Source organism: Acidovorax sp. SRB_24 (assembly GCF_012931925.1).
The window spans coordinates 1-25,717 of record NZ_MWOM01000028.1; the positions used below are offsets into that span (position 1 = coordinate 1).

Below are 25,717 nucleotides of genomic sequence, written 5' to 3' on the forward strand. Positions count from 1 at the left end.
TGCCCGGCCGCGTCGGCTGGCGCGTGCGCCCCACGTGGACCGGGCTGCGCGCCGACGTCCACGCCGCCTGCTGCACCGCCGTGCCCCTGCAGCTGCGGGCACGGCCGCGCTGGGGTGGCGCACACCTGGCGCTGGCCGACGGCCAGAGCCAGTGGCCCGCGGCCGTGCTGGCCGGTCTGGGCACGCCCTGGAACACCCTGCAGCCGCAGGGCCAGCTGCTGCTGCGCACCACGGGCCTGCAGGCCGACTGGGCTGCCGGGCGCCTGGTGCTGGCAGGCCAGGCGCAGCTCGATGCGCTGGCCATGTCGTCGCGCCTGTCGACGCTGCGGCCCATGGGCAGCTACCGCTTTGCCTTGCAGGGCGGCGAGGTGCCCACGCTGACGCTGCAAACGCTCGAAGGCAGCCTGCAGTTGAGCGGCAGCGGCCAATGGGTTGGCCAGCGCCTGCGCTTCGCGGGCGAAGCCAGCGCCGCGCCCGAGCGCGAGGCGGCCCTGGCCAACCTGCTCAACATCATCGGGCGGCGCAGCGGTGCGCGCTCCATCATCACCCTGGGTTGAACCTGGAGTACCGAATGCATTTTCCCCCCAAGCACCCCCTGCGGACCGCTATTCAAATCATAGCCTCCAGCGCTTTACTGGCAAGCGCTACAGGCCCAATTCATGCCCAAACCGCGGTGGACACGGGCAGCACCAGCGTGCGCCCGGGCGAGCCGGTCACGCTGAACTTCGCCAACGCCGAGATCGAGGCCGTGGCCCGCACCATGGCCACCATCACGGGGCGCAATGTGGTGGTCGACCCGCGCGTCAAGGGCACGCTGAACCTGGTCACCGAGCGCGCCGTGAGCCCGGCGGCGGCCTTCCAGCAGTTCCTGGCGGCGCTGCGCCTGCAGGGTTTCACCGTGGTCGAGTCCGCCGGCCTGTACAAGGTCGTGCCCGAGGCCGATGCCAAACTGCAAAGCGGCAGCGTGAGCGTGGCCCGCGCCGGCAGCAGCGGCCCCGCGGGCGGGCAGATCGTGACGCAGATCTTCAAGCTCAACTACGAAAGCGCCAGCAACCTGGTGCCCGTGCTGCGCCCGCTGATCAGCCCGAACAACACCATCAACGTCAACCCCGGCACCAACGCGCTGGTCATCACCGACTATGCCGACAACCTGCAGCGCCTGGGCAAGATCATTGCGGCGATGGACGTGTCGAACGCGAGCGACGTGGAGATCATTCCTCTCAAGAACGCCCTGGCCACCGACCTGGCACCGCTGGTCGCACGCCTCATCGATTCCGGTGCAGCCCCGGGCGCGGCCGGCGGTGCCACGCCGGGCCAGGCCGACACCTCGTTCAAGACCACGCTGCTGGCCGAGCCGCGCAGCAACGCCCTGGTCCTGCGCGCCGCCAACCCGGCGCGCGTGGCCCAGGTGCGCGCCCTGGTCGAGAAGCTCGACCAGGCGCCCGTGCCCGGCAGCTCGGCGGCCCACGGCAACATCCATGTGGTCTACCTGAAGAATGCCGACGCCACGCAACTGGCTACCACTTTGCGCGCCGCCATGTCGGCCGGCAGCGGCAACGCTGCGAGCGCGGGCTCGGGCCCCGGTCCGCAGTCGCCCGGCCTGTCGCCGCCGCCGAGCAGCACGGGCAGCAGCAACGCCGGGCTGAGCACCGGCATGGGCGCCAGCCTGGGCAGCAGCGCCAGCAGCAACCAGCCGTCCACCGGCGGCCAGATCCAGGCCGACCCGTCGACCAACTCGCTCATCATCACCGCGCCCGAGCCGCAATACCGCCAGCTGCGCGCGGTCATCGACCAGCTCGACGGGCGCCGCGCCCAGGTGCTGGTCGAGAGCCTGATCGCCGAGGTCAACATGGACAAGGCGGCGCAGTTCGGCGTGCAGTGGCAGAGCCTGCTGGGCCAGGGCAACAACGTCGTCGGCGTGGCGGGCAGCAACTTCACCGTGGGCGGCATCAACCTGTTCTCGCTCGCGGCCGGGCTCTCGGGTGGGGTCACGGCCACCTCGCCAGTGCCGTCGCCGGGCTTCAACTTCGGCGTGGCGGCCAAGCACAACGGCAAGTTCGTGCTGGGCGCGCTGGCCAACCTGCTGCAGACCTCGGGCGACGGCAATGTGCTGTCCACGCCCAACCTGCTGACGCTCGACAACGAAGAAGCAAAGATCCTGATCGGCGAGAACGTGCCCTTCGTCACCGGTTCGTACTCCACCACCGGCAACACCAGCACCGTCAACCCGTTCACGACCGTGGAGCGCAAGGACGTCGGCCTGACGCTGCGCGTGAAGCCGCAGATCAACGAGAACGGCACCGTCAAGCTGGTGATCTACCAGGAAACTTCCGCCGTCAAGGCCGGCACCGAAAACTCCGCCAACGGCCCCAGCACCACCAAGCGCTCGATCGAATCCACGGTGCTGGTCGAAGACGGCGCCATCGTCGTGCTCGGCGGCCTGCTGCAGGACCAGTACACCGGCAGCCAGCAAAAAGTCCCCTACCTGGGCGACATCCCCGGCGTCGGGGCGCTGTTTCGCAGCGACACGCGGGCGCGCACCAAGACCAACCTGATGGTCTTCCTGCGCCCCGTGGTGGTGCGCGACGCGAACGAGAGCAGCCAGTTGTCGCTGGACCGCTACGACATCATGCGCGGCGTGCAGCAGGCCGCCCAGCCCGTGCCCAGCGGCACCGTTCCGGTCAACGAAGCGCCTCTGCTGCCGGCCCTGGCCGGCCGCCCCGGTGCGGCGCCCGCGGCCGCCGTGCCCGCGCCGCTGGGCAATGTGCCGACCGCCCCGGTGTCCGAGCCGCTGCCCTCGCCCCAGTGATGCGCCACCCGCTGCCCTACGCGTTTGCGCGCACCGCCCAGCTGCTGCTGGAAGACGACGGCCAGCGGCTCGTGCTCTGGCACGGCCCCGCGCCCAACACTACGGCGCTGAGCGAAGTCCTGCGCAAGCACCCGGTGCAGCAGCTGCAGGCGCTCGACGCGCACGGCCTGGCGCAGCGCATCAGCGCAGCCTATTCGCAGGGCGAATCGAGCGCCGCGACCGTGGTCAGCGAGGTGGAGTCCGACACCGACCTCTCGCGCATGATGCAGGAGCTGCCCGCGGTCGAAGACCTGCTCGAAGCCGCCGACGACGCGCCCATCATCCGCATGCTCAACGCGCTGCTCACGCAGGCCGCGCGCGACGGCGCCAGCGACATCCACATCGAACCCTACGAGCGCCTCAGCAGCGTGCGCTTTCGCGTCGACGGCGCGCTGCGCGAAGTGGTGCAGCCCAACCGCGCGCTGCACGCGGCGCTGATCTCGCGCCTGAAGATCATGGCCGACCTCGACATTTCCGAGAAGCGCCTGCCCCAGGACGGCCGCATCAGCCTGCGCCTGGGCACCCGCGCCATCGACGTGCGCGTCTCCACGCTGCCCAGCGCGCACGGCGAGCGCGCCGTGCTGCGCCTGCTCGACAAGAGCGAGAGCAAGCTGAGCCTGGAGGCCGTCGGCATGCAGGGCGAGACCCTGCGCCGCTTCGAGGGCCTGATCGCCCAGCCGCACGGCATCGTGCTCGTCACCGGCCCCACGGGCTCGGGCAAGACCACCACCTTGTACGCGGGCCTCGGGCGCCTGGACGCCACGCGCAACAACATCATGACGGTCGAAGACCCGATCGAGTACGAGCTGCCCGGCGTGGGCCAGACCCAGGTCAACAGCAAGATCGACCTGACGTTCGCCAAGGCCCTGCGCGCCATCCTGCGCCAGGACCCGGACATCATCATGATCGGCGAGATCCGCGACTTCGAGACCGCGCAGATCGCCATCCAGGCCAGCCTGACCGGCCACCTGGTGCTGGCCACGCTGCACACCAACGACGCGGCCAGCGCCGTCACGCGCCTGACCGACATGGGCGTGGAGCCGTTTCTGCTGAGTTCGTCGCTGCTCGGTGTGCTGGCCCAGCGCCTGGTGCGCAAGTACTGCCCCGCCTGCCATGGCGCCGGCTGCGACGCCTGCGGCCAGACGGGCTACCAGGGCCGCACCGGCCTGTTCGAGCTGCTGGTGACCACCGATGCCATCCGCGCGCAGATCCACAACCGGGCGTCCGAGGCCGACATCCGCGCCGCCGCGCTGGGCGGCGGCATGGCGCTGATGCGCGACGACGGCGAGCGCCTGATTGAGGCCGGTGTCACCAGCCGCGAAGAGGTGCTGCGCGTGACGCGCGACTGAAGGCCGCGCCGCGCGGCCCTATCCGGGGTTGCCTTCCATCGGATCACTGGGCGGAGAGCCGCAGACAGTGCTGCAGCACGCCAAGGCGAGCCCACAACGTGTACGGTGAAAGGCCAACCCGTCTCAGCGCCCCATCCCGCGCTTGAGCTCCTTGAGCAGCACCACCACCTGCGTCGACGACTGCCGGTAGCTGCCCTGCAGCGTGCGCTGCGCCTTGTCCAGCTCGCCCGCGCGCAGATGCGCCAGCACCGCCGCCGCCTGCACATGGAAGTAGCGGTGGCGCGCGACCAGCATGTCGAAGGCCGGAAAGCGCCCCAGCGCATCGCGCCCGTCGCCGTGCAGCCAGCGGCCCAGAAAGCAATGTTCTGCGCGGCACAGCGTGTCGGGCTGCAGCGCGGGGTCGGGCGCGCCATCGAGCATGCGCTTCAAGCGGCCCCGCAGCGCCTCGTGCGCCGTGATCGCGGTGTCGATGTCGATCTCGGTCATCAGCGTGGAGGCGTACTCCTCGTCGAGCACCAGCTCGCTGGCGTTGTCCTCGCTGGCCCAGGCGCTTTCCAGGCTGTCTGGGCCCTGTGGGCGAATCTTGAACAAGCGGTTGAAAAATCCCATGCTGCACCTCCGGCACCCCCTCCCGCGACACAAACGCCGGAGACAACGATTGGATACATTTTGTTTGATATCGGGGCGCCGTGGGCACCGCTTTCAGCGCCGATACCACAGCTGCGCCGCACGCACTGGCACAAGGGCTTGAAGAGCGCGGGACAATGGGGCCATGACAACCCCCCTCTCCTCCCCTGCGCTGTCGATGCTGGACTTGGTGGCCGTGCGCGAAGGCGGCACCGTGGCCGAGGCGCTGCAGATCGCCCTGCGCACCGCCCAGCACGCCGAGTCGCTCGGCTTCAAGCGCTACTGGCTGGCCGAGCACCACAACATGGCCGGCATCGCCAGCTCGGCCACGGCCGTGCTGGTGGGCCACATCGCCGGCGGCACGCGCAGCATGCGCGTGGGTTCGGGCGGCGTGATGCTGCCCAACCATGCGCCGCTGGTGGTGGCCGAGGCCTTTGGCACGCTGGCCGAGCTCTACCCCGGCCGCATCGACCTGGGCCTGGGCCGCGCGCCCGGCACCGACCCGCTGACCATGCGCGCGCTGCGCCGCGACCGGCTCGAGACCGCCGACGACTTTCCGCGCGACGTGGCCGAGCTGCAGCGCCTGCTGGGGCCCGCGCAGCCGGGCCAGCGCCTGGTGGCCACGCCGGGCGCCGGCACCAACGTGCCGATCTGGCTGCTGGGCTCGAGCCTGTTTTCGGCGCAGCTGGCGGCCGAGCGCGGCCTGCCGTACGCGTTTGCTTCGCACTTTGCGCCGCGCCTGCTGCTGCAGGCCATCGAGCTGTACCGCCGGCTGTTCAAGCCCTCGGCCCAGCTCGCCAAGCCCTATGTGGTAATGGGCGTGCCGCTGATCGCCGCGCCGACCGACGAGGAAGCCGAATTCCTGGCCAGCAGCACCTACCAGCGCGTGTTGGGCATCCTGACCGGCGACCGGCGCCTGCTGCTGCCGCCCGTCGAGAACTTTGCCGCGCAGCTCGACCCGCAGGCGCGCATCGCGATCGACGACTTCCTGGCCGCCGCCGTGATCGGCGGGCCCGAGACCGTGCAGCGCGGCCTCGCGGCCCTGCTGCAGGCCACGCGCGCCGACGAACTGATGCTGGTGAGCGACGTGTTCGACCCCCAGCTCCGCCTGCGCTCGCTCGACATCGCGGCCGCGGCCTGCGCGGCGCTGTCGGGCACGGCACAGCAAGGACTATAGAAAAGTGAGCTGACAGCGCTTATCTGGCAAGCGTTTGAGGCACTTTTGACCTAAAACCATCCGCCCCACTGCCACCGCAGGCGCGCGCCCGGCGCTGGCCGCGCAGCGGCTACCATCGCAAGCTGCCCCCACCACTGCGCCGCACCACCGTTCCATGCCCGCCTATTCCTATGAAGCCCTCGACGCCCAGGGCCAGACCCGCAAGGGCGTGATGGAGGCCGACACGGCCAAGGCCGCGCGCAGCCAGCTGCGCGCACAGGCGCTGGTGCCCCTGAACGTCCAGATCGTGGGCCCGGACGCCGCGCCGGGCAGCGCCGGCGCGCTGGGCCGTAGCCTGTTCACGCGCCCGGTGTTCAACGCCACGGGGCTGGCCATCTGGACGCGCCAGATCGCCGGCCTGGTGTCGTCCGGCCTGCCGCTGGAGCGCGCGCTCACCGCGCTGGCCGAGGAGGCCGACGACGAGCGCCAGCACCACCTGGTGGCCATGCTGCGCGCCGAAGTCAACGCCGGCGCGACCTTTGCCCGCGCGCTCGAGCAGCACCCGCGCGAGTTTTCCGATATTTACTGCGCCGTGATCGGCGCGGGCGAACACAGCGGCAACCTCGGCCTGGTGCTCGAGCGCCTGGCCGACGACCTCGAGGAGCGCCAGGCGCTGCAGGCCAAGCTGCTGGGCGCGGCGCTCTACCCGGCCATCGTGACCCTGATCGCCATCGCCATCGTGCTGTTCCTGGTCAGCTACGTGGTGCCGCAGGTGGCCAGCGTGTTTGCCGGCACCAAGCGCGCCCTGCCGTTCCTCACCGTGGCCATGCTGGGCCTCAGCGCCCTGGTGCGCAACCACGGGCTGTGGCTGCTGGGCGCTCTTGTATTAATAGCATTCAGCGGACGCTGGGCTTTAGCCAGGCCCGTTTTTCGTGAAAAATTCGATGCCGCATGGCTGAACCTGCCGCTGGTCGGCAAGCTCGCGCGCGGCTACAACGCAGCGCGCTTTGCGAGCACGCTGGCCATGCTGGCGGGCGCCGGCGTGCCCATCCTCAAGGCGCTGCAGGCGGCGGCACAAACGCTGAACAACCGCGCCATGCGCGCCGACGCGCTCGACGCGCTGGTGGCCGTGCGCGAGGGCGCACCGCTGGCCACCGCGCTGGCGCAGAAAAAACGCTTCCCGGGGCTGCTGGCCATGTTCGCGCGCCTGGGCGAGCAGACCGGCCAGCTGCCCGTGATGCTGCAGCGCGCGGCCACGCAGCTCTCGACCGAAGTGCAGCGCCGCGCCCTGCAGCTGGCCACCATTCTGGAGCCTCTGCTCATCGTGGGCATGGGCCTGGTCGTGATGCTGATCGTGCTGGCCGTGCTGCTGCCCATCATCCAGCTCAACCAGTTCGTCAAATGACGCCGCACCGGCGCAGAAAGGCAGTGCCATGTCCGTGGGCCTGGGCGACCGACTCGTGGTCGCGATTTCCTCGCGCGCGCTGTTCGACTTCGAAGAGGAAAACCGCCTGTTCGACCAGGGGCGGGCGCAGGACTACATGCAGCTGCAGCTCGAGCGCCTCGATGTCACGGCGCGCCCGGGCGTAGCCTTCTCGCTGGTCAAGAAGCTGCTGGCCTTCAACGAACCCGGGCAGCAGCGCGTGGAGGTCGTGGTGCTCTCGCGCAACGACCCGGTCAGCGGCATGCGCGTGTTCCGCTCGGCGCGGGCACACGGCCTCGCGAGCGTGCAGCGCGGCGTGTTCACGCAGGGCGCGGAGCCGTTTCGCTACCTGCGCCCGCTGGGCGCGCACCTCTTCCTGTCGGCCAACGGCGCCGATGTGAACGAGGCGCTGGCGATGGGCTTTCCGGCCGCCCGTGTGGCGACCCAGTCGGTACAGGCCAGCGCCACGCACCCGCAGGAGGTGCGCATCGCGTTCGACGGGGATGCCGTGCTGTTCTCGGACGAGGCCGAGCGCGTGTACCAGTCGTCGGGGCTCGATGCCTTCCAGGCCCACGAGGTCGAAAAGGCGCTGCTGCCTCTGCCCCCCGGCCCGTTCAAGCCCTTCCTGTCGGCGCTGCACCGGCTGCAGCAAAGCGGCGCGCACGGCATGCGCATCCGCACCGCGCTGGTCACGGCGCGCGGCGCGCCCGCCCACGAGCGCGCCATCCAGACGCTGATGAACTGGAGGATCGCCGTGGACGAGGCGATGTTCCTCGGCGGGCTGTCCAAGGGGGAGTTCCTGCGCGAGTTCGAGCCGGACTTCTTCTTCGACGACCAGACCGGTCATGTCAGCAGCGCCGCCCTGCATGTGCCGGCCGGCCATGTCAGCAGCGGCATCGCCAACCAGCCGCCGCCGTCCGCGGACTGATCGGCGGCGGCGCGCCGCGGCCTGCACAACCGTGGCGAGGGCGGTGCGCGCAGAGCGCGCGCTTCAGAGACCGCCGGTGCGCTTGGCCTTGGGGTCGGCGTAGGTCAGCGGCTCGTTCTTGGCCTGCTGCGCCATGCGCTCGGCCAGCGTGGTCTTGTTGATCTCCTGCGCCATCTCGATGGCGCTGCCGCTGGCGCGCCACATGGCCTGGATGAACTCCAGCAGCTGCTTGGAGATGGGCTCTTTCGGCGGCTCGGGGGGCTCCTCGACCGTTTCCTTCTTCTTGACCTCGGTCCAGTCGCGGTTGGGCGCCTCGGGCGACGACGGGGTGTCCGGCGTCGTCACGATGGCGCCCCCGCCCAGCCGGTCCATGGACTCGACCGGGTTGGCGACCTGGACGGGGCGCACAGGCACCGCACCCGACGCTCCGGTCGAATACAAGTCAGCGCCCTGGGGACGCCAGGGCGGCGATCGGTCTACAGGTGGCAGTGGCATGGCAGTGGCCCACGGTTGAGAGAAACAAAAAAGGCTTTACGGCCTCCTCGTGCACCCATTACGGCAAAAAGCCGGGGAAGTTGAGCCCTTTTTGCGCCTTTGGTGCAAAAACCGGGTTTTCACCTAGGCACTTGGACCCGGTGGGCACGCTACAGGAAGCGCTCCAGCAGCCGGCGCGAAGCCCGGTCGAGCGCCGTGGTATCGGCCACCGAATACTGCACGCCGTCGTTGCCGGCGATCAACAGCCGTGTGCGGCCGCCCAGGCGGCGGATGTCCTCCTCGGCCTTGAGCACCAGCTGGGTCGGTCCGCGATCGGTGTCCACCTCCCAGGTGCTGGGCGTCGAAAAGCTCGACACGCTGTGGATCTTCTGGATGGCGGGCACGAACTCGCGCACCGCCAGCTCCTCCTCGATCAGCGGGCGCACGGACGCGGGCAGGTCGCCCAGGCGCTCGATCCACAGCAGTTCGTGGCCGTCGCTGCCGACCAGCGACAGACCCTCGTCGGGAGCGGCGATCGGAAAGGCGCGCACGGGCAGCACGCCCGCGTGTTCGCTGCCGTCGGGCAGGGTCAGCACCAGGCGGCCATGGGCGTTGCGGTGCAGTTGCAGAGAAGGGGATGTAGACAGGAGCATGGCGTGTCGTTTCAGGAGTTGCCGGCAGGATGGGCCGGGTGCAGCAGGCCGCTGTCGAGCACGACGCCGGCGGCCTGCGCATCCTCCTCGGCACGCCGCGCCTGGGCCTCGTACAGCCGCCAGTAGGCGCCCTCGCGGGCCATGAGTTCGTCGTGCGGACCTACTTCGACGATCTCGCCGCGCTCCATCACGACCAGGCGGTCGGCCTTGCGCAGCGTGGACAGGCGGTGCGCAATGGCGATGGTGGTGCGGCCCTGCACGAGGTTGTCGAGCGCGGTCTGGATCTCGCGCTCGGTCTCGGTGTCCACGGCCGAGGTCGCCTCGTCGAGGATCAGGATGCGCGGGTCGATCAATAGCGCGCGCGCAATGCTGATGCGCTGGCGTTCTCCGCCCGAGAGCCCCTGTCCGCGTTCGCCCACGAGCGAGTCGTAGCCGTGCGGCAGGCGCAGAATGAACTCGTGCGCATGCGCGGCGCGCGCCGCGGCAATGATCTCGGCGCGCGTGGCGTCCGGCTTGCCGTAGGCGATGTTCTCGGCAATGGTGCCGAAGAACAGAAACGGGTCCTGCAGCACCAGACCAATGTGGCGCCGGTAATCGGCCACCTTGAGCCGGCGCACATCGACGCCATCGACCCGGATGGAGCCGCTGCTGACGTCGTAGAAGCGGCAGATCAGGTTGACCAGGGTGCTCTTGCCGGAGCCGCTCTGACCCACCAGGCCGATCATCTCGCCAGGGCGGATCACGAGGTTCAGGCTCTTGATGACGGCGCGGCTGCCATAGCGAAATCCGACCCGGTGCATGGCGATGGATCCCTGGACCCGCTCCAGCTTCACCGGCTGGACCGGATCGGGAACGTTGCTCACATGGTCGAGGATGTCGAAGATGCGCTTGGCACCGGCAGCGGCCTTCTGCGTGACCGAGACGATGCGGCTCATTGAATCGAGCCGGCCATAGAAGCGCCCGATGTAGGCGATGAACGCCGTCAGCACACCGACCGTGATCTGGCTGCGCGAGACCAGCCAGATGCCGAAGCCCCAGACCACGAGCAGGCCGATCTCGGTCAGCAGCGACACCGTGGGCGTGAACAGCGACCAAGTCTTGTTGAGCTTGTCGTTGACCTCCAGGTTGTGCTGGTTGGCCTCGTGGAAGCGCTGCGCCTCGCGCCTTTCCTGGGCAAACGCCTTGACCACGCGGATGCCGGGAATGGTGTCGGCGAGCACGTTGGTCACCTCGCTCCAAACGCGATCGATCTTCTCGAAGCCCGTGCGCAGGCGGTCGCGCACCGTGTGGATCATCCAGCCGATGAAGGGCAGCGGCACCAGCGTGACCAGCGCCAGCCAGGGGTTGATCGAGAACAGGATGGCCGCCGTCATGCCGATCATCAGCACGTCGGTGACGAAATCCAGCGCGTGCAGCGACAGGAAGACGTTGATGCGGTCGGTCTCCGAGCCAATGCGCGCCATCAGGTCGCCGGTGCGCTTGCCGCCGAAGTAATCGAGCGACAGGCGCAGCAGGTGCTCGTAGGTGGTCGTGCGCAGGTCGGCGCCGATGCGCTCGGACACCAGTGCCAGGATGTAGGTGCGCGCCCAGCCCAGGCCCCAGGCGGCGAGCGCCGAGGCCAGCAGGCCCGACAGGTACAGCAGCACCAGGCCGGGCTCGATCTGCTGGCCGTTCTGGAACGGGATCAGGATATCGTCCATCAGCGGAATCGTCAGGTACGGCGGCACCAGCGTGGCGGCCGTGGAGGCCAGCGTCAGCCCGAAGCCGGCGGCCAACTGCATGCGGTAGGGCCGGGCAAAGCGCCACAGCCGCAGCAGCACCCAGGTCGATGGCTGCGGCGGCTGCGCGCGCGCGCAGGCCGGGCATTCTTCGGTATCGGGCGGCAGCACGGCGTGGCAGACCGGGCAGGTGGCGTCCTGCGCGTCGGCCGGCGCGGCCGCCGTGGCGGCACCCAGGCGCGCGCTCTGCAGCTCAAAGCGCTGCACCAGGCGCAGCGCCTGCGCGTGGTGGGCCAGGCGAAAGCGCCACAGCGCGAGGCGCTGCGCCGGGTCGTGCAGCTCCAGCGTGCCCACGCCGCCATGGTCCACCAGGCGCAGTGCGAGGCCGGGTGCCAGCGGCCAGTCGCGCCAGTCGCTGGTGCCGGGCTCGCAGGCCAGCAGCCGGTCCTCGGTCAGTGCCACGGCCCCGGCGCCAAACTGCATTCGGGCGCTCAGGTCAACCTCCAGCGAGGCCAGCACGTTTTCGTGAGGTGCGAGCTGTGCTCGCAATGCGGTCCCGAGGGGGCCAAGAAAGACACCCGAGGCGTCCACAGGAGGGAGATGTTGCATTTTGATTCGGCTTTGCGCGGAAAACGCTGCACGGCGGCGGTGCGTGCAAGAGCCCGAATTCTGACCGAAACCCGCTGGCAGCACGCAACACCGTGTGCCTGCCCACGCCGCCGCACTGCACGGACCCGTGCCAAACTCGGCGCACAATCTCCCGTCATCTTCGGCACGACCGGCCTCCACTGACCCGTTGCGACCCATGGAAAAAATCAAAGACATCGAACTGCTGCGCATCAACTACCTGCGCGGACCCAACATCTGGACCTACCGCCCCGTGCTGGAAGTCTGGCTGGACCTCGGCGCGCTCGAGGACTGCCCCTCCCACAAACTGCCCGGCTTCAACGACCGCCTGACCACCTGGCTGCCGGCCCTGGTCGAGCATCACTGCGGCGTCGGCGAGCGCGGCGGTTTTCTGCAGCGCCTGCAGGAGGGCACTTGGTGCGGCCATGTGCTCGAACACGTCGTGATTGAGCTGCTCAACCTCGCCGGTATGCCCACGGGTTTTGGCCAGACGCGCAGCACCTCGCAGCGCGGCGTCTACCGCATGGTGTTCCGTGCCCGCGAAGAGCAGGTGGCGCGCATGGCGCTGCAGCAAGGCCACCGCCTCATCATGGCGGCCATCAACGACGAGCCCTTCGATGTCGCCGCCGCCGTGGCGCGCGTGCGCACCGAGGTCGACGACCGGTATCTCGGCCCGAGCACGGCCTGCATCGTCACCGCCGCGGCCGACCGCGGCATTCCGCACATCCGCCTGAACGACGGCAACCTGGTGCAGCTCGGCTATGGCGCCGCGCAGCGCCGCATCTGGACGGCCGAAAGCGAATTCACCAGCGCCATCGCCGAGGGCATTGCCAGCGACAAGGACCTGACCAAGGGCCTGCTCAAGGCCTGCGGCGTGCCCGTGCCCGAGGGCCAGGTGGTCGACAGCCCCGAGGCGGCCTGGGAGGCCGCGCAGGACATCGGCCTGCCGGTGGTGGTCAAGCCATCCAACGGCAATCACGGCCGCGGTGTGACGCTCGACCTGCGCCGGCGCGAAGACATCGAAGCGGCTTGGCACGTGGCCGAGCCTGAAGGCAGCGAAGTCATGGTCGAGCGCTTCATCCCCGGCGACGAGCACCGCTTGCTGGTGGTGGGCGGCAAGGTGGTGGCGGCGGCGCGCGGCGAGCTCGTCAGCATCACCGGCAACGGCCGCTCCACCGTGCGCGAACTCGTGGACAGCCAGCTCAACTCCGATCCGCGCCGCGGCTACGAGGAAGAGTACCCGCTCGAAATCATCGACCTGGCGACCGATTCCAAGGTACAGCTTGAACTCAAGCGCCAGGAGCTCGATGCCGACGCCGTGCCCGCCGCCGGCCGCCAGGTGGTGGTGCAGCGCAACGGCAACGTGGCCGTGGACTGCACCGACGAGGTCCACCCCGAGGTGGCCTACATCGCCCAGCTCGCCGCGCGCGTCGTCGGCCTGGACATTGCCGGCATCGACATGGTGGCGCAAGACATCTCGCGCCCGCTGCACGCGCAAAGCGGTGCCATCGTCGAAGTCAATGCCGGCCCGGGCCTCCTGATGCACCTCAAGCCCGCCGTCGGCGCGCCGCGCCCGGTGGGCCAGGCGATTGCCGAGCACCTGTTTCCTATCGAGGAAGGCAAGAGCGAGAGCGACGCCGGCCGCATTCCCGTGGTGGGCGTGGCGGGCTCGCGCGACACCTCGACCCTGGCCCGCCTGGTGGCCTGGCTCGTGCACCTGAGCGGGCGCTACACGGGCCTGGCCTGCAAAGACGGCATGTTCATGAACGAGCGCCGCGTGGACACGCGCGACTGCGCCGACTGGGAAGGCGCGCACCGCCTGCTGATGAGCCAGATGGTGCAGGCCGCCGTGATCGAGAACGACGCACGCACCATCTTGCGCGACGGCCTCGCCTACGACCGCTGCACCGTGGGCGTGGTGACCGACATGGACGGCGCGCACGACCTGGGCATGTTCGACATCCAGGAACCGGAGCAGATGGCCCGGGTGCTGCGCACCCAGGTCGATGTGGTGCTGCCCAGCGGCGCCGCCGTGCTCAATGCCGACGAGCCGCAGGTGGCTGCCCTGGCGCGCCTGTGCGACGGCGCAGTCATCCTGTATTCCACGGATGCGCAGAACCCGGCCATCGCCGCGCACCGCGCCGCCGACCAGGGCCGCGCCGTGCTGCTGCACGGTGGCCACGTCGTGCTGGCCAGCGGCAGCAGCGAGAAGTCGCTCGGTGCGCCCGAGCGCCTGGGGTTCGGCCACGACACCCCCACACTGCTGGCTGCCATCGCCGCCGCCTGGGCGCTGGACATTGCGCCCGACCTGATTGCCGCCGGCATCAAGACCTTCGAGCCCGGACTGTCCGCCAGCGGCAGCCCGCGCACCCTTCTTCCTCTCTGAGCCGCCCGACTTTGCCCATGCGTGGGGCCCCGGGCCCCGCCGCAGCATCGAAAGAACCCCATGGACGTATCCCGCATTCGGGCCCTGCGCGGCCCCAACCTTTGGAGCCGCAACACCGCCATCGAGGCCGTCGTGTCCTGCGCCGACCACGAACGCGCGATGGCGCAGATCGCCGGCTTTGAAGCCCGGTTGCGCGCGCTGTTCCCGGCCATCGGCACCCTGCACCCCGAGGGCAGCGACAGCGACATCTCGCTGGCCCATGTGCTGCAGTCCGCAGCGCTGGCACTGCAGGCGCAGGCCGGCTGCCCGGTCACCTTCAGCCGCACCGCCGCCACCGCCGAATCGGGTGTCTACCAGGTCATCGTTGAATATACCGAAGAGGCCGTGGGCCGCCAGGCCTTTGACGATGCCCAGGCCCTGATCGAGGCCGCGCTGGGCAGCGGCAGCTTCGACGGCGACGCCGTGGTGGCCCGACTGCGCGAACTCGACGAGGAAGAACGCCTGGGCCCGAGCACCGGCGCCATCGTCGAAGCCGCCGCGGCACGCGGCATTCCGTGGCGGCGCCTGACCCAGGGCAGCCTCGTGCAGTTTGGCTGGGGCTCCAAACAGCGCCGCATTCAGGCGGCCGAGATCGACTCCACCAGCGCCGTGGCCGAATCGATTGCGCAAGACAAGGATCTGACCAAGCGCCTGCTGCACGCCGCCGGCGTGCCCGTGCCGCTGGGCCGCCCGGTCGAGACCATGGAAGAGGCCTGGGCCGTGGCGCGCGAAGTGGGCCTGCCCGTGGTCGTCAAACCCCAGGACGGCAACCAGGGCAAGGGCGTGACGGTGAACATCACCGAGCGCGCCGCGCTCGAAGAGGCCTACGCCACCGCCGCCGAATACGGCACGGTGATGGTCGAGCGCTTCCTGCCCGGCCATGACTTTCGCCTGCTGGTCGTCGGCGACCAGCTGGTGGCCGCCGCGCGCCGCGAGCCGCCGCAGGTGCTCGGCGACGCCATACACACCGTGCGTGAGCTGGTCGACCTGGTCAACCTCGACCCACGCCGCGGCGAGGGGCACGCCACATCACTCACCAAGATCCGGCTGGACGACATTGCCATCGCGCGCCTGGCCGCGCAGGGCCTTGGGCCCGACTCCGTGCCGCCCAAGGGCCAGCGCGTGGTGCTGCGCAACAACGCCAACCTGTCCACCGGGGGCACCGCCACCGATGTGACCGACGACGTGCACCCCGACGTGGCCGCGCGCGCCGTGGCGGCGGCGCGCATGGTGGGCCTGCACATCTGCGGAGTCGACCTGGTGTGCGAGAGCGTGCTGCACCCGATCGAGGAACAGAACGGCGGCATCGTCGAGGTCAACGCCGCGCCCGGACTGCGCATGCACCTGGCGCCGTCGTATGGCAAACCGCGCGCCATTGGCCAGGCCATGGTGGGCGAGGTGTTTGCCCACGGCAACGACGGCCGCATTCCCGTGGTCGCCGTCACCGGCACCAACGGCAAGACCACGACGGCGCGGCTGATCGCCCACCTGTTTGCGGCCCAGGGCCTGCGCGTGGGCATGACCAACACCGATGGCGTGTACGTCAACGGCCGCCAGATCGACAGCGGCGACTGTTCCGGCCCCAAAAGCGCGCGCAACGTGCTGCTGCACCCGGAAGTGGACGCGGCCGTGTTCGAAACGGCGCGCGGCGGCATCCTGCGCGAGGGCCTGGGCTTTGACCGCTGCCAGGTGGCCGTGGTCACCAACATCGGCGAGGGCGATCACCTGGGCATGAACTTCATCTCCACGGTCGAAGACCTGGCCGTGCTCAAGCGCGTGATCGTGCAGAACGTGGCGCACGATGGCTACGGCGTGCTCAACGCCGCCGACCCCATCACCGCCGCAATGGCGCCCGCCTGCCCCGGCAAGATCATCTTCTTTGCCGCCGACCGCCACCACCCCGTGATGGCCACGCACCGCGCGCAGGGCCACCGCTCGGTGTACGTCGATGGCGACTCCATCGTCGCCGCCGAAGGCTCGTGGCGCGAGAACATCCACCTGCGCGACGTGCCCATCACGCGCAATGGCAAGATCGGCTTCCAGGTCGAGAACGTGATGGCCGCCGTGGCCGCCGCCTGGGGCGCGGGCCTGCCATGGCAGACCATCCGGCGCGGCCTCTCGGGCTTTGTCAACGACAGCGACAACGCCCCCGGCCGTTTCAACCTGATGGACTACAGGGGCGCCACCGTGATCGCCGACTACGGCCACAACCCCGACGCCATGCGCGCCCTGGTGGCCGCCGTGGACGCGCTGCCGGCCCAGCGCCGCAGCGTGGTCATCAGCGGCGCCGGCGACCGGCGCGACGAGGACATCCGCGCGCAGACCGTGATCCTGGGCGCGGCGTTCGACGACGTTTTGCTCTACCAGGACGCGGCCCAGCGCGGGCGCGGCGACGGCGAGGTGATGGCCCTGCTGCGCCAGGGCCTGCAGGGCGCCGTGCGCACAACGCACACCGAAGAGATCCACGGCGAATTCACGGCCATCGACACCGCCCTGGCGCGCCTGGCACCGGGCGACCTGTGCCTGGTGCTGGTCGACCAGGTCGAAGAGGCGCTGGCCCACCTGGCGCGGCGCTGCAGCGAAGGCTGAAGCCAGCGCACGCCAACGCCTGCGACAAGGCCCTGGTGCGCTCGCCAGGGCCTTTTGCGTTTCACTACCAGTTCAGTAGCTGCATACCCTTGCTGCATCAGCGCTAGAGGCCAATTTGGCTTGGAAACCGGGCCATCCATTTCCGGGTGCGCCGCAGCCGGACCGCGCGACGCAGGGCCCTGCGGCACAATCGCTGGACCATGCACGCACTGCCCCGCCCCGCCCTTCTTTCGCTGCGCCTTGGCGCCGTCTGCCTGGCCGCGGCCGCCTGCGCCAGCGCCCAGGCCGAGAAGATCGGCAGCGTGGACACGGCCTTCCAGTGGATAGGCCGCGACCACGACATCCTCGTGGAAGCCTACGACGACCCCGGCGCCCCGGGCGTGACCTGCTATGTCTCGCGCGCGCGCACCGGCGGCATCAAGGGCACGCTGGGCCTGGCCGAAGACCGGGCCGAAGCCTCGATCGCCTGCCGCCAGACCGGCCCCGTCACCTTCCCCAAGCCCCTGCGCCAGCAGGAGGAAGTGTTCAGCGAACGCATGTCCCTGCTGTTCAAGCGCCTGCGCATCGTGCGCATGGTGGATGCGCCGCGCAACACGCTGGTGTACCTGACCTATTCCGACAAGCTGATCGACGGCTCGCCGCAGAACAGCGTCACCGCCGTGCCGGTGGACCGCGCCACGCCGATTCCGCTGAAAAAATAGCGGCGCACCTGTGCGCCAGCGCTCTTGCACAGCACGCAACGGCTGCCGCACCGACCAAAAAAAGCGGGGCTTCATGCCCCGCTTCGCCGCTGCGCTCCGAGGCGCCGCGCCATCGCTCAGCCTTGTTTGTTGCGCCGGCGTGTCACTGCACCCAGACCGAAAAGGGCCATGGACAACAGTGCGATGGAGCCAGGCTCCGGAATTTGGCCAGTGACTTGGGCCACCGACTTGACTGTCCAGCCAATGCTGCTGGCCACCCCATTCACGTCGTCATAAGCCACTGTCAAAAAGGCGTCATTTTTGCCACCATTTCTGTTGGTCAGAGAATTCGTGTCAAAGAATGCCAGCGCGGAGCCGCTCGTGAAATCAAGAAAACCTTGCCCATTGCCAGCGACAGAGGCGTTATTGAAGAGCGATGTGTAACTGGTGGTCGAGTCACCCGCAATCACGGCACCGCCTGCAAAGACGCCTCCCAAGAGAAGACTTCCGCCCGTGATGCCAGGGTACGTTCCTGCATCCAAACTCACACCGGCGCCCGTCGGACCGAGGGTCGGGTTGTAATCTGTCGCGTTGCTATAAATTCTGAAAAATCCTCCTACGGAATTGGCCAGCGTTGTTGGCGAACCCCCCAGAGTCCCCACTTCGACGAAGTAATCGTTGAGCCCGCCAAAAACCCCGGTCAGATAGGGGCCGAACGTGATACCGCCCAGCGTGCTGGAAGTACCGCGTACGTATTCAGTCTGGCCAGTGCTCAGGTTTTCGATAGCGGCTATCGACAAGATGCCCGCCGTATCGCTGGTAGTTCCGGGCGCTGGTCTGGCTGCTGCTGCATTGCATCCGGCCACCGTCGTGCACTTGACACCCGCCGTATCCCCATAGCCCAGCGTGCCAGAGTCGTAGTTGTCGAACGTGATCTTGTAATTGCCCGCCGTGAGTTCAATGGCGTTGGCGGATACAACCGGTCCGATCAGCAGTGCGGCACCAACAGCGGCCGCTAGAAAGGTGCGTTTGAACATGGAACCTCCTACGTTAGGAATCAAAAAGGACTTGCACTGTGATCAAGCACTATCCATGCCAGATTAGAAAATGGCCATAAGACATTGATTTAGCAAAGTTTTTTTTGAATCCGTCGGACCGGCTTCAACGGAGTGTTAAGTAACCCGACAAATCCCGGGCCTCTGATCCAGCGCATTGGACGAATGCCACGCCTCGGTGACGCGCGGCCCTGCGACCGCGGTGCAAAAATTGTTCTGGCGCACGGCGGCGGCACACCGCCAACCCAGCGCCAGGCAGCGTACGTTGGAGGCTCATCGCGGGGGCTTGTGCCACGAGCGACCGATTGGTTTCCTTGAATTGGTCGCCCAAGACGCGGGCAAGAAAGTCTCCCCGGACGGGCCGGGAGGTAGAAATAGCCTCAAATCGCCCTCTAACGCTTACTGAACAAGGGCTGATAGCTATTTATTGGATAGCAAATGCATCAGCTTGCAGCAGCAATCTGGCGCAGCGCCTGCTCGAACACCTCCACCGGCTGGCCGCCCTGGATCAGGTGGCGGTCGTTGACGATGACCGCCGGCACCGAATGGATGCCCTGGCTTTGGTAGAAGCGCTCGCGCTCGCGCACCGCGCCGGCAAATGCGTCCGACGCCAGCACCTCGCGCGCGCGCTGCGTGTCCAGGCCCGCGCTGGCTGCGGCACGCAGCAAGACCTCGGCGTCGCTCGGATCCTGCCCCTCGGTGAAATAGGCCGTGAACAAGGCATGCTTGAGCGCCGCCTGGGCTCCGGCCGGCCCCTCTTCACCGGCCCAGTGCAGCAGGCGGTGCGCGTCAAAGGTGTTGTAAATGCGCGCGCGCTGGTCCATGCGGAACTCGAAGCCCAGCTCTGCGCCGCGCGCGGTGATCGCGTCGCGCGTCTGCTGCGACTGCGCAGGCGAGGCGCCGTATTTCTGCTGCAGGTGCTCGGCGATGTCCTGGCCTTCGGGTGCCATCTGCGGGTTGAGTTCGAACGGCTGGAAATGCAGTGCCAGCGACACCTCGCCGCGCAGGCGCTCGGCCGCCTGCTCCAGCGCATGCAGCCCGATGGCGCACCAGGGGCAGGAGATGTCGGAGACAAAGTCGATCTTCAAGGTGGTGGGAGCGGCAGCGGGCGTCATGGCGGCAAGGGCGTGGCAAAGGGTGTGCCCATGGTACGGCGCCTGTGCGGCGACCGCCGCGGCCCCACAGCGCGCAGGGTGGTTTTACTTCATGCCTTGCGGTCGGCATCCGGCCGGTGGCCAGTGCCAAAGACACGGTCCCAGAGTGCCGTGGTCACGCCATAGCAGTCTCCGGGGTCGCCCGCGCGGTGGTGCAGCGCGTGCCAGTGCCGTCGCCGCTGCAGCCACCGGCCCGGGGCCATCCCATGGTGCAGCGCATGGTGCACCACCGCATAGGCCAGGTAGCCTGTGAGCAGGCCCAGCGTCAGCGCACAGGCGCGCCACAGGTCGCTCAGCAGCAGGGCGGGCAGAAACACGAGCAAGGCGATGAGGGCGGCACTCAGCAGCGTCGGCGTGCAGATCAGAGCGGCAGGATGCGCGTGGTGCAGCGCATGCCAACGCCGAAACGGCTGCAGGCCGTGCAACACGAAGCGGTGCAGACCGTATTCCACCAGGGTCCATGCCCCCAGCCCGAGCAGCGCCGTGGCCGCCAACTCCGCGCCCCGGCCCTCAGGCCCGAAAAACCCCAGGGCCACGGCCAGTGCGAGGACGGCTGCCCCATACAGGGCGAAGTCCGCCAGGTAGGCGGCCTTGCTGTGTTCCAGGGCAAAAAGACGCATGGGGCGGCCTTTCTTCGGGCCCGGGTGCCTGCCACGGGCATGGGCGCTGCAGCGCCAGGTGTGCGGCGGTCCAAGTCAGTCAGGTACGCCGGGTGCGCACACCAGAATACCACCGCAGGGCTCTGCCGCGCCCCTGCACCGCAGGCCGCTCTATCCCTCACTGGTGGGCGTAGATGGCATCCTCGGTGGCAAAGGCCTTGAACTCGATCGGGTTGCCGAACGGGTCGAGGAAGAACATGGTCCATTGCTCGCCGGGCTGGCCCTTGAAGCGCACCTGCGGCGGCAGCACAAACGCGCAGCCTGCGGCGGCCAGCCGATCGGCCAGTGCCCGCCACGCCGGCAGCTCCAGGATGGCGCCGAAGTGCGGCATGGGCACCATCGCATCGCCGACCCGGCCGGTGCGCGCCGTCGCAAATGGCTCGCCCAGGTGCAGCGAAATCTGGTGCCCAAAGAAATCGAAGTCGACCCAGGTGTCTGTGCTGCGCCCTTCGCGGCAGCCCAGCGTCTGGCCGTAAAAGCTGCGTGCCTGCGCCAGATCGGTGACGTTGAACGCGAAGTGGAAAATGGAAGGCAGTTGCATAGTGCTTTCTGAATAGGGGGGTGGGCGCCAGGCTGCCTGCAGGAACTGCACGGCGCGGCCATTGCGGCAGGCCCCGATTTTGGACCGACCATGGCAACCTGCGCCACCCGGGGCGTATATGGACTCCGGACGATGGCGCCGCACAATGGCGTCGCCGGCCACCCCTGTGTGGGCCAACCGAACTCGAACGAAAGGACTGCCATGAAGATCGCTGTGATGGGCGCGGGCGCCGTGGGCTGCTATTACGGCGGCATGCTCGCGCGCGCGGGCCACGAAGTCACTCTCATCGCCCGCCCCGCCCATGCCGAGGCCCTCCGCCAGGGGGGTCTGTGGCTGGAGACACAGGCGTTCCAGGAACGCGTTCCGGTGCAGGCCAGCACCGACGCCAGTGCCGTGCGCGGCGCGCAGTGGGTGCTTTTTTGCGTCAAATCCACCGACACCGAGAGCGCAGGCCGCGCCATGGCCTCGCACCTGGCCGATGGCGCCGTGGTGCTGAGCCTGCAAAACGGCGTGGACAATGCCGAGCGCCTGGAGGTGGTGCTGGGGCGGGCGGTCGTCCCGGCGGTGGTCTACGTCGCCACCGAAATGGTGGCGCCCGGCCACGTCCGGCACCACGGGCGCGGCGAGCTGGTGATTGCGCCATTGCCCGCCAGTGCATCGATCGCGGCCGTCTGCAGCGCCGCCGGCGTGCCCGTGCAGGTGTCCGGCAACGCCACCGAAGCCCTGTGGGCCAAGCTGGTGCTCAACTGCGCCTACAACGCGCTCTCGGCCCTCTCGGGCCTGCCCTACGGGGCGACCGTGCAGAGCCCCGACCTGCCCGTGGCCCAGGTGATGGCCGACATCGTGCGCGAATGCCAGGCCGTGGCCCAGGCCAGCGGTGTGGCGCTGCCGCACGACATCCTGGCGTCCACGCTGGGCCTGGCGCGCACGATGCCGGGGCAGATGTCGTCCACCGCACAGGACCTGGCGCGCGGCAAGCGCACCGAGATCGACCACCTCAACGGCTTCGTCGTGCGCCGCGGCGAGGCGCTGGGCCTTGCCACGCCGGTCAACCGCCTGCTGCACACATTGGTGCGCCTGCGCGAGCAGCAGCCCACGCCCCACGAAGGCGGGGCGGCATGACGCGGCGCGCGGTGCTCCAGGGCCCGTTGCGCTGGGCGCCCGTGGCCGGCTTTTGGGTGCTGCTGCTGGGCGTGGCGGTAATGTCCTTGCTGCCGGGGCAGTACCTGCCGCCCCAGACCGTGAACATCTGGGACAAGGCCCAGCACGCGGGCGCCTTTGCCGCGCTGGGCACCTGGGGCCTGTGCGTCTACCCGCGCCATCCGGGGCGCGTGCTGATCGGCCTGCTGGCCTTTGGCGGCGCGATTGAGCTGGCCCAGGCCGCCACCTGGTGGCGTGATGGCGACTGGCACGACTGGCTGGCCGACGCCGTGGGCCTGGCGGCAGGCGCCGCGCTGGCCAGGCTGCCATGGCGACGCTTGGCCTGAATGCGGGGTACTGCCTGGTGCGGCTTCCTCACGCGAGCACGAGCAGCGGCGGAATGCAGAACCAGAGGATGAACGTGAGTGCCAGCACGATGGCGCCGTCGATGCGCTCGGGCATCTCCTGCACGGTGAACCTGCGCAGGTGCTGGCACAGCCAGGCGCCATGGACAGCGCCGCCGAGGGCGCCCCAGCCCAGAAGTGCCGCCATGTCGGGCCGCGCCAGCGCCAGCAGCGCCGCCGTGGCGGGCGCAGCGACGGTCGCCGCCATCGCCAGGCGCGCGGTGTTGCGCTTGCCGAGCAGGACCACGAGCGTGCGCTTGGCCGCGGCCTGGTCGGCCGCGCGGTCGGGGCAACCGGCAAGCAGGATCGAGGGCAGCACGGCGATTCCGAGGGGAAGCGCCAGCAGCCACGGGACGCGGTGGCTCCAGCCACCGCCCTGCGCCACATAACCGGCCAGGATGGCGCCGACGCTGTGGGTCAGCGCGACATCGAGTTCGCCAAGCCCCCGGTGCGAGAGCTTGAGCGGCGGAACCGTGTAGAACAGTGCGAACGCGGCAAACACGGCATACAGCAAGGCCACCGGCAGCGCCGAACCCGCCGGAGCCGCCGCGATCAGGGCGACCAGCGCCGCCACTGCTGCCAGGAGCGCCAGGGCGATGCCCTTGCGCATCGCTGCACGGTCGAGCCGGCCGTCGACCAGCACGCGCGAGCCGCCTGTGAACGGCCCGGCGTTGCGGTTCCGCCGATCGCTGTCGAAATCGAACCATTCGTTGAGGAAGACGGTCGCGGCTTCGAGGAAAAACAGGGCCACATAGCCGAGCAGGTACGGCGCCATCGCCAGCGGCGGGCCCGCGCCCGCGGCAAGTGCCCCGACGGTGTAGGCGATCCACGTCATCGGGTAGAACTGCAGGCGCAACGCGGCAAGCCATGCCAGAAGCCGCTGCGCACGGCGCTGCGCGGGCGAGAGGGCGCCGTGCACCAGGCGCGCACCGCTCGCGCGCGCACGCTCCAGCCAGCGGCTGCGCTGCGCAGCGTCGGAGGCGATGACCGGACCGAAGCTGTCAGCGCGCACCGTGCGCAGTCCGCAGTAGCCGAGCGTGGCACGCGCCAGCGCCTGGCGCCCTGGCGCCCGGTAAATGAACCGATAGATGGGCGGCGGTGTGTCCATTGTCGTGAGCAGGTCGGCCGTTCGGCCCGCGAGCAGCTTGTCCCACCGGTCGTGCGTGACATGGCGAAAAGCGAACCCTGGGACCAGGACGCGGTCGAGGAAGCCCTTGAGCAGTGCCGGGAAGGTGCCCCACCACGTGGGGTAGACGAACACCACGTGCTCGGCCCAGGCGATGTCGTGCTGCGCGCGCACGAGGTCCGGCTCCAGTGGCTGCAGCTCGGGAGAGACCGCATGGACATTCGGGTCGAACTTCAACGCGCTGAGGATCAGCTCCCGGCATTCCACGCCCGCTTGGCGTGCGCCCGCAGCGTAGGCGTCGAAAAGTGCACCGCAAAAACTGTCGCGGCGAGGGTGGGCAAGGATCAGCAGACAGCGCATGGCTCAACGCCGAAGGCGGGGATGCCCGGCCACGCGCCGTGCCATGGCCTGAAGGTCGGGACATTGGGGTCCATGGGCTCGCTCCTCTTGCCGGCCGCACCGTGCGGACAGCTCCAGACACATCCGCCACCGTTTCTCACCCCAGTCCGCGCAGTGAACCAACGTGCCGGGACAGCCATCGCAGCGCAGCCGATGTTCGCACTCGCGGCCCCTTGCGTGCCCACGCCGCACCCTCTCATCGCTGCAGCCACTTGCGTTGGAGCCAGGCCAGCAGCGGGGACGCGTGCGCGCAGGCGCAGGCACGGGCGGCCTGCCGGATGGCGTCGCCCTGCGTCGGGTAGGCATGGACCACTTCGGCCAGCCGGCGCAGGCCGATGCCGGCCACCATCGCCAGGGACACGGTGTTGATCATTTCCCCGGCGTAGCGGCCCACGATGGTGGCGCCCAGGATATGGTCGCTGCCTTCGCGGACATGGATTTTCACGAAACCGTCTTCTTCGCTGTCGGTGACAGCACGGTCGACGTCGTGCATCGGCACCGTGAAGGTCTTGACCGGGATGTGGCGCTCGCGCGCGTGCCGGACATACAGGCCGACATGCGCCACCTGCGGGTCGGTGTAGGTGCACCAGGGGATCGTCAGCGCGCTCATGCGCCGGCGCCCGAGAAACAGCGCATTGCGCACCACCAGTTGGGCAGACGCCTCGGCCGTGTTGGTGAACCGGTGCTCGAGGCAGACGTCGCCGACCGCGTAGATGCGCGGGTTGCTGGTGCGCAAAAAATCATCGACGTGGATGCCCGCGCTGGCGTCGTAAGCCACGCCAGCGCGCTCCAGGTCCAGCGCCTGCACGGCGGGCCGGCGGCCAATGCCGGTCAAGATGGCGTGCACCACGGTGCTTGAGAGGTTGCCGGCACTGAGCATCTGCACGCGCTTGGCGCCGTCCTCGGCCCGCACGCTGACGACCCGGCAGTTGAGATGGGTTTCCACACCGTCTTGCGCCAGGGCATCCGACACCATCTGCGCAGCGTCGCGCTCTTCCTTGGGCAAAAACAGCGGTTCGCTATGGACCATGACGGTGCGCGTGCCAAAGCGCGCGAAGGCCTGGGCCAGCTCGCAGCCCAGCGGCCCGCCGCCAATGACCAACAGGCTGGCCGGAAGGGCCGTGAGGTCGAACACCGACTCGTTGTTCAGAAAGCCCGCCTCGTTCAGTCCCTCGATCTGGGGCAGCACCGCGCGCGACCCCGTGGCAATCACCGCCTTTTTGAACGGCAGGCGTGTGCCTTCGACGTCCACCGCATCGGGGGCCACAAAGCGGGCGCAGCCAAAGTAGAGCTCAATCCCGGCTTCGCTCAGCTGCGCCGGTGCGTCGGTGCGCCCCAGGCGGTCGCGCACGCGCCGCATGCGCGCCATGGCCTGGGCAAAATCCACGGGCACGGCGGGCGGCAGCGCCACGCCATAGCGCTCTGCGCTGCGCATCTCGGCATATAGCTGCGCACTGCGCAGCAGGGTTTTGGAAGGGATGCAGCCTTCGTTGATGCAATTGCCACCGATCTGCTGGCGCTCGACCAGTGCCACCTTGGCGCCAGCGGCCGCGGCCGTGCGCGCTGCCGCCAGGCCGCCCGGGCCTGCGCCAATCACCAGCAGGTCGTAGTGGCCACGCACAGGCGGGTTGCGCCAGTCTGCGGGCCGCATGTTGGGCAGGGACTCGCGCTGCAGCGCAGCGCTCGCACGCGTGCGGTGGACAGCGGAGGCGGGCAGCATGGCCATGCGGTGTATCGCAGCG

General features: G+C 69.1%; 21 protein-coding genes. 11 read left to right on the plus strand and 10 right to left on the minus strand.

Translation table 11 applies throughout. The annotated features are described in order from the left end of the window. The 3 genes from gspN to B2J89_RS11495 all read left to right on the plus strand — a co-directional run. Positions 1-557, plus strand: a 557-nt coding sequence (gspN, locus tag B2J89_RS11485) for a type II secretion system protein N (RefSeq protein WP_169169220.1), incomplete at its 5' end; no start/stop codon positions are given. 14 nt (positions 558-571) lie between these two features. After that, the gene (gspD, locus tag B2J89_RS11490) at positions 572-2,809 is read left to right on the plus strand and encodes a type II secretion system secretin GspD (RefSeq protein ID WP_169169221.1); all 2,238 of its coding nucleotides are present in this window, start codon (positions 572-574) and stop codon (positions 2,807-2,809) included. Then, positions 2,809-4,197, plus strand: a complete 1,389-nt coding sequence (locus B2J89_RS11495) for a GspE/PulE family protein (RefSeq protein ID WP_169169222.1) — start codon at positions 2,809-2,811, stop codon at positions 4,195-4,197. Before gspD ends, B2J89_RS11495 begins: the two co-directional genes overlap by 1 nt. A 123-nt stretch (positions 4,198-4,320) precedes the next feature. Here the strand turns inward: B2J89_RS11495 and B2J89_RS11500 are convergent, their stop codons facing one another. Further along, on the minus strand, positions 4,321-4,806 hold the full coding sequence (locus tag B2J89_RS11500; protein ID WP_169169223.1) for a CZB domain-containing protein: 486 nt from the start codon (positions 4,804-4,806) through the stop codon (positions 4,321-4,323). A 163-nt stretch (positions 4,807-4,969) separates the two neighbouring features. Here B2J89_RS11500 and B2J89_RS11505 point away from each other — a divergent pair, with 163 nt between their 5' ends. The 3 genes from B2J89_RS11505 (at position 4,970) to B2J89_RS11515 (ending at position 8,331) form a co-directional block, all read left to right on the plus strand. Then, on the plus strand, positions 4,970-6,001 hold the full coding sequence (locus B2J89_RS11505) for an LLM class flavin-dependent oxidoreductase (protein WP_205763792.1): 1,032 nt from the start codon (positions 4,970-4,972) through the stop codon (positions 5,999-6,001). Between the two features lie 154 nt (positions 6,002-6,155). After that, positions 6,156-7,385: a type II secretion system inner membrane protein GspF gene (gene gspF / locus B2J89_RS11510; protein ID WP_169169224.1), complete on the plus strand. Its 1,230-nt coding sequence runs from the start codon at positions 6,156-6,158 to the stop codon at positions 7,383-7,385. Between the two features lie 28 nt (positions 7,386-7,413). Further along, a complete protein-coding gene (locus B2J89_RS11515; RefSeq protein WP_169169225.1) occupies positions 7,414-8,331 on the plus strand; it encodes a 5'-nucleotidase in 918 nt (305 codons plus the stop codon). 63 nt (positions 8,332-8,394) lie between these two features. Here B2J89_RS11515 and B2J89_RS11520 read toward each other — a convergent pair whose 3' ends face one another. The 3 genes from B2J89_RS11520 to B2J89_RS11530 form a co-directional block, all read right to left on the minus strand. Next, positions 8,395-8,826, minus strand: coding sequence for a hypothetical protein (locus B2J89_RS11520; RefSeq protein ID WP_169169226.1), 432 nt, complete (start codon positions 8,824-8,826; stop codon positions 8,395-8,397). Between the two features lie 149 nt (positions 8,827-8,975). Then, on the minus strand, positions 8,976-9,458 hold the full coding sequence (locus B2J89_RS11525) for a DUF1854 domain-containing protein (RefSeq protein WP_169169227.1): 483 nt from the start codon (positions 9,456-9,458) through the stop codon (positions 8,976-8,978). An 11-nt stretch (positions 9,459-9,469) separates the two neighbouring features. Next, on the minus strand, positions 9,470-11,785 hold the full coding sequence (locus tag B2J89_RS11530; protein ID WP_169169228.1) for an ABC transporter ATP-binding protein: 2,316 nt from the start codon (positions 11,783-11,785) through the stop codon (positions 9,470-9,472). Between the two features lie 196 nt (positions 11,786-11,981). Between B2J89_RS11530 and cphA (B2J89_RS11535) the strand changes: the two genes are divergently transcribed. The 3 genes from cphA (B2J89_RS11535) (at position 11,982) to B2J89_RS11545 (ending at position 17,518) form a co-directional block, all read left to right on the plus strand. Next, positions 11,982-14,189 (plus strand): cyanophycin synthetase, encoded by a 2,208-nt coding sequence (gene cphA, locus B2J89_RS11535; protein WP_169169229.1) that lies wholly within the window; start codon positions 11,982-11,984, stop codon positions 14,187-14,189. Between the two features lie 60 nt (positions 14,190-14,249). Beyond that, positions 14,250-16,817 (plus strand): cyanophycin synthetase, encoded by a 2,568-nt coding sequence (cphA, locus tag B2J89_RS11540; RefSeq protein WP_169169230.1) that lies wholly within the window; start codon positions 14,250-14,252, stop codon positions 16,815-16,817. A 200-nt stretch (positions 16,818-17,017) separates the two neighbouring features. Further along, a complete protein-coding gene (locus tag B2J89_RS11545) occupies positions 17,018-17,518 on the plus strand; it encodes a CreA family protein (protein WP_169169231.1) in 501 nt (166 codons plus the stop codon). A 116-nt stretch (positions 17,519-17,634) separates the two neighbouring features. On the opposite strand, the gene B2J89_RS11550 is transcribed toward B2J89_RS11545, so the two are convergent. From B2J89_RS11550 to B2J89_RS11565, 4 genes are all read right to left on the minus strand, one after another. Continuing rightward, positions 17,635-18,534: a PEP-CTERM sorting domain-containing protein gene (locus B2J89_RS11550; protein WP_169169232.1), complete on the minus strand. Its 900-nt coding sequence runs from the start codon at positions 18,532-18,534 to the stop codon at positions 17,635-17,637. A gap of 461 nt (positions 18,535-18,995) precedes the next feature. Further along, a complete protein-coding gene (locus tag B2J89_RS11555; RefSeq protein WP_169169233.1) occupies positions 18,996-19,667 on the minus strand; it encodes a DsbA family oxidoreductase in 672 nt (223 codons plus the stop codon). A gap of 89 nt (positions 19,668-19,756) precedes the next feature. Continuing rightward, positions 19,757-20,326, minus strand: a complete 570-nt coding sequence (locus B2J89_RS11560; protein WP_169169234.1) for a sterol desaturase family protein — start codon at positions 20,324-20,326, stop codon at positions 19,757-19,759. Between the two features lie 157 nt (positions 20,327-20,483). Beyond that, entirely contained in the window at positions 20,484-20,900 is a 417-nt protein-coding gene (locus B2J89_RS11565; RefSeq protein ID WP_169169257.1) for a VOC family protein, read from the minus strand. A 207-nt stretch (positions 20,901-21,107) separates the two neighbouring features. Here B2J89_RS11565 and B2J89_RS11570 point away from each other — a divergent pair, with 207 nt between their 5' ends. Further along, entirely contained in the window at positions 21,108-22,028 is a 921-nt protein-coding gene (locus B2J89_RS11570) for a ketopantoate reductase family protein (protein WP_169169235.1), read from the plus strand. Beyond that, complete coding sequence (locus B2J89_RS11575; protein ID WP_205763793.1) at positions 22,025-22,393, plus strand: VanZ family protein; 369 nt, start codon at positions 22,025-22,027, stop codon at positions 22,391-22,393. The genes B2J89_RS11570 and B2J89_RS11575 overlap by 4 nt, the downstream gene beginning before the upstream one ends. Positions 22,394-22,421: 28 nt before the next feature. Here B2J89_RS11575 and B2J89_RS23205 read toward each other — a convergent pair whose 3' ends face one another. Both B2J89_RS23205 and B2J89_RS11585 read right to left on the minus strand, forming a co-directional pair. Next, complete coding sequence (locus tag B2J89_RS23205; RefSeq protein ID WP_169169236.1) at positions 22,422-23,936, minus strand: NAD(P)H-dependent oxidoreductase; 1,515 nt, start codon at positions 23,934-23,936, stop codon at positions 22,422-22,424. A gap of 235 nt (positions 23,937-24,171) precedes the next feature. Next, a complete protein-coding gene (locus B2J89_RS11585) occupies positions 24,172-25,701 on the minus strand; it encodes a mercuric reductase (RefSeq protein WP_206042634.1) in 1,530 nt (509 codons plus the stop codon). Between the last annotated feature and the right edge of the window lie 16 nt (positions 25,702-25,717).